Here is a 5,884-nt window from a genome sequence, read left to right as displayed (position 1 = left end):
CCGAGCCGAGGGCAAGACCGACCGCGAGATCAAACGCTGCCTCAAGCGCTACATCGCCCGCGAGCTCTACCGACGCCTCGAATCACCACCGATCGCGACTTGACGCGTCATAGGAGCGTCCTGATCACCGACTGTCCCCCTGCACCAGCGTTGGTGCAGGGGGACAGCGGTTGGTGCAGGGGGACGGCCCGGCCGGGTTCCGGGAGGGCGACCCGGCCGGTGGACCGGGGCAGGGGCGATCCCTCCCGACACAGGGGATCGGGCTGGTCACGCCGAAACGCGCGGGACACACGTCCTGTCTAGGTTCGTCGCATGGCGGACCTCTTCGACGGCTACGCCCTCGGGCAGCAGTGGGACGAGATGTTCGCCGCCCCCGGCCGGCCACGCACCCCCTACACCGGTCTGTTCAGCTCGCTGCAGCGCATGTCCGGGGAGGAGCTGGCCGCGCGGGCCGACGTGCTCTCCCAGACCTACCGCGACGCCGGGGTGACCTTCGCGCACGCCGGCGAGGAGCAGCCGTTCCCGCTGGACATCGTGCCGCGGGTGATCGGCCACCAGGAGTGGTCGGTGATCGAGCGCGGCGTCGGCCAGCGGGTCCGGGCGCTGGAGGCGTTCCTGGCCGACGTCTACGGCGCCGGTCAGGTGTTCGCCGACCGGGTCGTGCCGCGCAGCGTCGTCACCACCAGCGCGCACTTCCACCGCGCCGCGCACGGCCTTGTGCCGCCCAACGGCGTCCGGGTGCACGTCTCCGGGATCGACCTGGTGCGCGACGAGGCCGGTGACTTCCGGGTGCTGGAGGACAACCTCCGCTCGCCGTCCGGCGTCAGCTACGTGATCACCAACCGGGCGGCGATGAGCCAGGTGCTGCCGGAGCTGTTCGGCGACCACCGGGTCCAGCCGGTCGCCGACTACCCCGCCCGGTTGCTGGCCGCGCTCAAGGCCTCGGCGCCGGCCGGCGTCGGTGACCCGACCGTCGTCCTGCTCACCCCCGGCGTCTACAACTCGGCCTACTTCGAGCACGCGCTGCTGGCCCGGCAGATGGGCGTCGAGCTGGTCGAGGGCCGCGACCTGGTCTGCTCGGGCGGCCAGGTGAGCATGCGGACGACGGACGGTCAGCAGCGCGTCGACGTCATCTACCGCCGGATCGACGACGAGTTCCTCGACCCGGTGCACTTCCGGTCCGACTCGGTGATCGGCTGCGCCGGCGTGCTGAACGCCGCCCGGGCCGGCCGGGTGACGATCGCCAATGCGGTGGGCAACGGCGTCGCCGACGACAAGCTGCTCTACACCTGGGTGCCCGACCTGATCCGGTACCACCTGGGCGAGGAGCCCATCCTGCAGAACGCCGACACCTACCGGCTCGACGAGCCCGACACGGTCGAGTGGGTGCTCGCCTCGCTGGACCAGCTGGTGCTCAAGCCGGTCGACGGCTCGGGCGGCAAGGGCATCGTGATCGGCCCCCGGGCCGACGAGCGGACGCTGGAGGAGCTGGCGGTCAAGGTGCGCAGCAGCCCGCGGGACTGGATCGCCCAGAAGCCGATCGGGCTGTCGACGTCCCCGACGCTGATCAACGGCCGGATCGCCCCGCGGCACGTCGACCTGCGCCCGTTCGCGGTCAACGACGGGGACGACGTGTGGGTGCTGCCCGGTGGGCTGACCCGGGTCGCGCTGCCCGAGGGGGAGCTGGTGGTCAACTCCAGCCAGGGCGGCGGCTCCAAGGACACCTGGGTGATCACCCCGCCGCGGCCCGCGGCCGAGCCGGCGCCCGAGCACGACGTCACCCGGATCGAGTTCACCACCGCCGACCTGCCGGCCGAGCCCCCGGCCCAGGACCCTGGCCCACCCAACGACAACGCCGTCGCCCAGTCCCAGCAACAGCAGCAGTCGAAGGACCCCGTCCTCCTCACCCCTCGCAGGCTCGGGGCGAGCCTCTGGACGGGGCCGACAGGCGGCGATGACGGGGGTCAGCCGTGCTGAGCCGGATCGCGGAGTCGCTGTTCTGGATCGGCCGCTACGTGGAGCGGGCCGACGACACCGCGCGCATCCTCGACGTGCACACCCAGCGGCTGGTCGAGGACCCGTGGATCGACGAGCGGCGGGCCTGCGCGAACCTGCTCGCGCTGATGGGCGCCCCCTGCGCGGACGACGAGGCGGACACCGAGCGGGTGCTGTCCACCCTCGCCTTCGACCGCGCCAGCCCCAGCTCGATCACCGGTGCGCTCTCCGCGGCCCGGGAGAACGCGCGCGGTGCCCGCGAGGTGCTCTCGGCGGAGATCTGGGAGTCGCTGAACGTCACGCACAACGCGCTGCCCCAGCAGCGCACCATGGCCCGCCGGTACGGCCCGCACTCGCTGTTCCGGTTCGTGCGGGAGCGGTCGGCGATGGTGTTCGGCCTGGCCGACGCCACGATGAGCCGGGACGAGAGCTGGCTGTTCCTCATCCTCGGGCGCTCGCTGGAGCGGGTGGACATGACCGCCCGGATGCTCTCCACCCGGGTGCTGGCCGGGGACGCCGCGCCGTCCTGGACGCTGGTGCTCCGCTCCACCGGCGCCTACGAGCCCTACCTGCGCACCTACCGCGGCGCGGTGAACTCCAGCCGGGCCGCGGAGTTCCTGCTGCTGGACCGGCTCTTCCCGCGCTCGGTGTTCGCCTCGCTGGAGCAGGCGGAGGGGTGCCTGGCCGAGCTGGAGCGGGCCAACGTGCGCGAGGGCCACCGGATCGGGGTCGCCGGCGAGGCGCACCGGATCGTCGGCCGGGCCCGGACGATGCTGGAGTTCATGCAGACCGACGAGATCCTGGCGAAGCTGCCGACCCGGCTCGACGAGCTGCAGCGCACCTGCTCGGCGGCGAGCGAGGCGGTCACCGGTCGGTTCTTCACCGAGCAGGCGCCGCAGGTCTGGGTGCCGGAAGGGGTGGCGTGAGCGTGGTCCCCTCGTCGCAGCGGCAGTCCGGCCCCACCCAGTTCCAGGCGCAGGCCGGCCCGGCGCGGGTGCCGAGCGACCGCTGGCGGCTGCAGGTCGTGCACCGCAGCGCGTTCCGCTACGGCGGCCCGGTGCGCTCCTCGTACAACGAGGCGCGGATGACCCCGGAGAACAGCAGCCGGCAGACCACGCTGCGCTCCCGGGTGGAGATCGAGCCGACGGCCACCGTGCACGCCTACCGCGACTACTGGGGCTCCACGGTCACCGCCTTCGACACCCACGGCCCGCACACCGAGCTGGTCGTGCAGGCCACCTCGGTGGTGGAGGCCGGTCCGGAGCCGGAACTCCCCGACCCGGTCGACTGGGCCGAGCTGGCCACCCCCGACGTCCTGGACCGGTTCGGGGAGGTGCTGCGGCCGACCCCGCTCACCGCGATGGACGCCCCCGTCGTCCAGGACGTGCGCGAGCTGGTCGGGGACGCCGGCCCACGGGAGGCCGGGCACCTGGTGTGCCGCTTCGTGCACGAGCACATGGAGTACCTGACCGGCTCGACGAACGTGAAGACCAACGCCATGCAGGCCTGGACCACCGGCAAGGGCGTCTGCCAGGACATCTCGCACGTCTCCGTCGGCCTGCTGCGCGCCCTGGGCCTGCCGGCCCGCTACGTGTCCGGCTACCTGCACCCGAAGCCGTCGGCCGGCATCGGGACGGCGGTCACCGGGGAGAGCCACGCCTGGGTGGAGTGGTGGGACGGCGGGTGGTCCGGCTTCGACCCGACGAACGTCGCCGAGATCGGCCCCCGGCACGTCACGCTCGGCCGGGGCCGGGACTACTCCGACGTCCCGCCGCTCAAGGGCATCTTCTCCGGCCCGCGCAGCGAGGGCTCGACCGCGACGGTGGAGGTCACCCGCCTGGCCTAGCCGCGGCGGGCCCCGGGGATACTCGACGGTGATGAGCGCACCCCTGAACCTGGTCAACCTGGAACGGGTGTCGAAGGCCCACGGGACGACGGTGATCCTGGACGACGTCTCCCTCGGCGTCGCCGCCGGCGAACGGATCGGCGTGGTCGGCCGCAACGGCGGCGGCAAGTCGACGCTGCTCGGCGTGCTCACCGGCACCCAGGAGCCGGACTCCGGCCGGGTCACCCGCCGCGGCGACCTGGCGATGGGCGTGCTCGACCAGACCGGCACGCTGCCGCCCGGCACGACGGTGCGCGACGTCGTGCTGCCCGCCTCCCGGTTCGCCGCCGAGCACGAGTGGGCCGGGGACGCCGCCGTCCGCTCGGTGCTGACCGGCCTGGAGCTGGACCGGATCGGGCTGGACTCCCCGGTCGCGCCGATGTCCGGCGGCGAGCGGCGCCGGGTCGCGCTGGCCGCGCAGCTGATCCGCCCGCTGGACCTGCTGGTCCTCGACGAGCCGACCAACCACCTCGACGTCGAGGGGGTGGCGTGGCTGGCCGAGTACGTGAAGGCGCGCACCGGTGGACTGATCGTGGTCACCCACGACCGCTGGTTCCTCGACGAGGTCTCCACCACCACGTGGGAGGTCGCCGACGGCAGCGTGCACGCCTACGAGGGCGGCTACTCCGCCTACACGCTGGCCCGGGCCGAGCGGGCCCGGATCGCCAACGTCACCGAGGAGCGCCGGCTCAACCTGGTGCGCAAGGAGCTGGCCTGGCTGCGCCGGGGCCCGCCGGCCCGCACCAGCAAGCCGAAGTTCCGGATCGAGGCGGCCCAGGCGCTCATCGCCGACGAGCCGCCCGCCCGCGACACCATGGCGCTGGCCGGCTTCGCCGCCCGGCGGCTGGGCAAGACCGTGTACGACGTCGAGGACGTCACCTACACGGTGCGCGGTCGGGGGCCGGTGGACGACGCCGCCGACCCGGCCGGCCCGGCCGACCCGGAGGGGCCGCGGGAGCGCACGCTCTTCCGCGACCTGACCTGGCACGTCGGCCCGGGCGACCGGATCGGTGTGGTCGGGGTGAACGGAGCGGGGAAGACCTCGCTGCTCAAGCTGCTGGTGGGGGAGGCGCAGCCCGATGCCGGCCGCGTCGTCGTCGGGCAGACGGTGTCGGCGGCGTACCTGTCCCAGCACGTCACCGAGCTCGACCCCCGGCAGCGGGTGCTCGAGGCGGTGCAGGACGTCGCCCGGATCGCCAAGATCGGCAACCAGGAGATCTCCGCGTCCACGCTGGCCGAGCGGTTCGGGTTCGCCGCCAGCCGGCAGTGGACGCCGGTCGGCGACCTCTCCGGTGGCGAGCGGCGCCGGCTGCAGCTGCTCCGGCTGCTGATGGCCGAGCCGAACGTGCTGCTGCTCGACGAGCCGACCAACGACCTGGACATCGACACCCTCACCGCGCTGGAGGACCTGCTCGACGGCTTCCCCGGCACGGTGCTGGTGGTCAGCCACGACCGGTACTTCGTCGACCGGGTCTGCGACTCGGTGGTGGCGCTGATGGGCGACGGATCGCTGGCCGCACTCCCCGGCGGGGTGGAGGAGTACCTGCGGCGGCGCGCTGCCGGGGAGGCCGCGCTGCCCGGGTCCGGGTCGGCGGCACCGGTGGGCAGCAGCTCGGCGTCGTCCGGGCCGAGCCACAGCGCGGCGGACACCCGGGCGGCCCGCAAGGAGGCCTCCCGGCTGGAGCGCCGGATGCTCAAGCTCGACGCCGACGAGAAGGCCCTGCACGAGCAGCTGGCCGCCGCCGCCACCGACTACGGCAGGGCCGCTGAGCTGGACGCGCAGCTGAAGGCGGTGCAGGCGGAGAAGGAGCAGGTCGAGACCGACTGGCTGGCCGCCGCGGAGATCGCCGAGGGCTGACCCCGCCGACCAGCAGCAGTGATCAGGTCAGGTGAATTCACGGGGTGGACGCAACACCGTCGTCGTGGGCCGTCGACAGTAGCTTGGCCATGGCTTCGGCTGGGGTGTCCCAGCCGAGGGTTTTGCGTGGGCGGCCGTTGAGTTCA

At 73.3% G+C, this 5,884-nt stretch carries 4 protein-coding genes; all 4 read left to right on the top strand.

What is annotated here, in order from left to right; all coding sequences use genetic code 11:
• Nucleotides 1–312 precede the first annotated feature (312 nt).
• From ACJTNH_RS20665 to ACJTNH_RS20650, 4 genes are read left to right on the top strand one after another with little or no spacing between them, the layout of a single operon-like run.
• The gene (locus ACJTNH_RS20665) at nucleotides 313–1,977 is read left to right on the top strand and encodes a circularly permuted type 2 ATP-grasp protein (RefSeq protein ID WP_458179142.1); all 1,665 of its coding nucleotides are present in this window, start codon (nucleotides 313–315) and stop codon (nucleotides 1,975–1,977) included.
• On the top strand, nucleotides 1,971–2,921 hold the full coding sequence (locus ACJTNH_RS20660; RefSeq protein WP_458179140.1) for an alpha-E domain-containing protein: 951 nt from the start codon (nucleotides 1,971–1,973) through the stop codon (nucleotides 2,919–2,921). The genes ACJTNH_RS20665 and ACJTNH_RS20660 overlap by 7 nt, the downstream gene beginning before the upstream one ends.
• Nucleotides 2,918–3,841 carry a transglutaminase family protein gene (locus tag ACJTNH_RS20655; RefSeq protein ID WP_458179138.1) on the top strand — a complete coding sequence of 308 codons (924 nt, stop codon included), beginning with the start codon at nucleotides 2,918–2,920 and terminating at the stop codon, nucleotides 3,839–3,841. Before ACJTNH_RS20660 ends, ACJTNH_RS20655 begins: the two co-directional genes overlap by 4 nt.
• Nucleotides 3,842–3,872: 31 nt before the next feature.
• Complete coding sequence (locus ACJTNH_RS20650) at nucleotides 3,873–5,738, top strand: ABC-F family ATP-binding cassette domain-containing protein (protein ID WP_458179136.1); 1,866 nt, start codon at nucleotides 3,873–3,875, stop codon at nucleotides 5,736–5,738.
• Nucleotides 5,739–5,884 lie beyond the last annotated feature (146 nt).

This window comes from Modestobacter lacusdianchii, assembly GCF_054177765.1.
Note: the sequence above shows the minus strand (reverse complement) of the source record. Positions and strands in the feature narration are given on the sequence as shown.

What these genes read in the sequence shown, in the direction of transcription:
- ACJTNH_RS20665 (WP_458179142.1), top strand. Translation starts at nt 313, where the DNA reads ATGGCGGACCTCTTCGACGGCTACGCCCTCGGGCAGCAGTGGGACGAG.
- ACJTNH_RS20650 (WP_458179136.1), top strand. Translation starts at nt 3,873, where the DNA reads ATGAGCGCACCCCTGAACCTGGTCAACCTGGAACGGGTGTCGAAGGCC.